Source organism: Ruegeria sp. BG3 (assembly GCF_056538485.1).
Genome location: NZ_JBQFTE010000021.1, coordinates 1 through 2,500 on the forward strand (window position 1 = coordinate 1; position 2,500 = coordinate 2,500).

Annotated in this window: 1 tRNA gene and 2 rRNA genes (1 of these 3 cut by a window edge); all 3 read right to left on the reverse strand. The window is 54.2% G+C overall.

Going from position 1 to position 2,500, the window contains the following annotated elements:
• Nucleotides 1-111 precede the first annotated feature (111 nt).
• Nucleotides 112-188: transfer RNA gene (locus ACR0AI_RS21830), tRNA-Met, on the reverse strand.
• A 50-nt stretch (nucleotides 189-238) separates the two neighbouring features.
• A 5S ribosomal RNA gene (rrf, locus tag ACR0AI_RS21835) occupies nucleotides 239-353 on the reverse strand.
• Nucleotides 354-548: 195 nt separating this feature from the next.
• Nucleotides 549-2,500 (reverse strand): 23S ribosomal RNA (locus ACR0AI_RS21840) (it continues 878 nt past the right edge of the window).

Sequence of the window (2,500 nt, forward strand, 5' to 3'; positions counted from 1 at the left end):
AGGATTTGAACCTGCGACCTTGAGGTTATAGGCCTGACGAGGTGAGAACGCTAAGCGATTGATCCAGTGGATCAATTGTAGTCTGAACGGGCTGTTTGGGTTTTCTGACGCTGGTTGCGGGAGCAGGATTTGAACCTGCGACCTTCAGGTTATGAGCCTGACGAGCTACCGGGCTGCTCCATCCCGCGTCAGAGTCAGATTTGTATCATCGTTAGAGAGATGTTTGGGCTTTTGCTAGGTTTGGCGGTGACCTACTCTCCCGGGGCTTAAGCCCAAGTACCATTGGCGCGGCAGTGCTTAACTTCCGGGTTCGGGATGGGACCGGGTGTTTCACTTGCGCTATGACCACCAAACCGAGGAAAAGCCCTCGGTCGACTTTCTTGCTGTGCAAGAAAGCGACTATGCGGCAGGCAGCGTCTTTATCGCAGATAAAGGCGCGTTGCCGCACGGTTGTGTTTTCAATCAACATCGCGGCTTGGCGCTGCGACGCTATCCTTAGTCAAGGTCGGTGTATGCTTCTGGTTTGATTTGTCTTTCTGTTACTGGATCAAATCAAGCCTATCGGGCGATTAGTACCGGTCAACTGAACGCATTACTGCGCTTACATCTCCGGCCTATTGACGTGGTGGTCTTCCACGGCCCTCAGGGAGACCTTGTTTTGAGGGGGGCTTCCCGCTTAGATGCCTTCAGCGGTTATCCTGTCCGATCATAGCTACCCAGCACTGCCGTTGGCACGACAACTGGTCCACCAGTGGATCGTTCACCCCGGTCCTCTCGTACTAGGGGCAACTCCTCTCAAGTCTCCTACACCCACGGCAGATAGGGACCGAACTGTCTCACGACGTTCTAAACCCAGCTCACGTACCTCTTTAAACGGCGAACAGCCGTACCCTTGGGACCTGCTCCAGCCCCAGGATGAGATGAGCCGACATCGAGGTGCCAAACACTGCCGTCGATATGGACTCTTGGGCAGTATCAGCCTGTTATCCCCGGCGTACCTTTTATCCGTTGAGCGATGGCCCTTCCACTCGGGACCACCGGATCACTATGGCCGTCTTTCGACTCTGCTCGACTTGTCAGTCTCGCAGTCAGGCTGGCTTCTGCCATTGCACTCAACGAGCGATTTCCGACCGCTCTGAGCCAACCTTCGCGCGCCTCCGTTACGCTTTAGGAGGCGACCGCCCCAGTCAAACTACCCGCCACGCAGGGTCCCGGATCCGGATAACGGACCGCGGTTAGACATCAAGAGTGCGAAGGGTGGTATCTCAAGGGAGGCTCCACGGATACTTGCGTTTCCGCTTCAAAGCCTACCACCTATCCTGCACATCACAATCCTGATGCCAGTGCGAAGCTGTAGTAAAGGTGCACGGGGTCTTTCCGTCTAACCGCGGGAAGCCTGCATCTTGACAGGCAATTCAATTTCGCTGAGTCGATGTTGGAGACAGCGGGGAAGTCGTTACGCCATTCGTGCAGGTCGGAACTTACCCGACAAGGAATTTCGCTACCTTAGGACCGTTATAGTTACGGCCGCCGTTTACCTGGGCTTCAATTCAAGGCTCTCACCTCTCCTTTTAACCTTCAGGCACCGGGCAGGCGTCAGACCCTATACGTCGTCTTGCGACTTCGCAGAGCCCTGTGTTTTTAATAAACAGTCGCCACCCCCTGGTTTGTGCCCCCAGCCCCTAGTTGCCTAGGAACCGGGCCTCCTTCTCGCGAACTTACGGAGGTATTTTGCCGAGTTCCTTCAACATCGTTCTCTCAAGCGCCTTGGTATGCTCTACCAGTCCACCTGTGTCGGTTTAGGGTACGGTCTGATGGAGGGCTATTTCCAGGAACCACTCAGCAGCCCAATCAATCCGATAAGATTGAACTACACTTGTGATCCGTCACATCCTCCTGGCCTAGGAATATTAACCTAGTTCCCATCGCCTACGCCTTTCGGCCTCGGCTTAGGGGCCGGCTTACCCTGCTCAGATTAGCTTTAAGCAGGAACCCTTGGACTTTCGGCGAGAGTGTCTCTCACACTCTTTGTCGCTACTCATGTCATCATTCTCACTAGTGATCTCTCCACGGGATCGCTCACGCGCCCGCTTCATCGAAAGAACTCGATCCGTCATTACATCCAAGTGGATGCAAATACGGATGAGTTCTATGTCACACTACGCTCTGCTACCGATGCTTACGCATCCCTAGACTTCGGCTCATGGCTTGAGCCCCGTTACATCTTCGCCGCAGGACAACTTATTTAGACCAGTGAGCTGTTACGCTATCTTTAAAGGATGGCTGCTTCTAAGCCAACCTCCTGGTTGTTTTGGTCGTCCCACCTGCTTTCCCACTTAGCCATGAATTGGGGGCCTTAGTCGTAGGTCAGGGTTGTTTCCCTCTCCACTACGGACGTTAGCATCCGCAGTGTGTCTGCCATCTAGTACTCCCGGGTATTCGGAGTTTGGTTAGGATCAGTAAGCCTGTGGGGCCCCATTACCCATCCAGTGCTCTACCC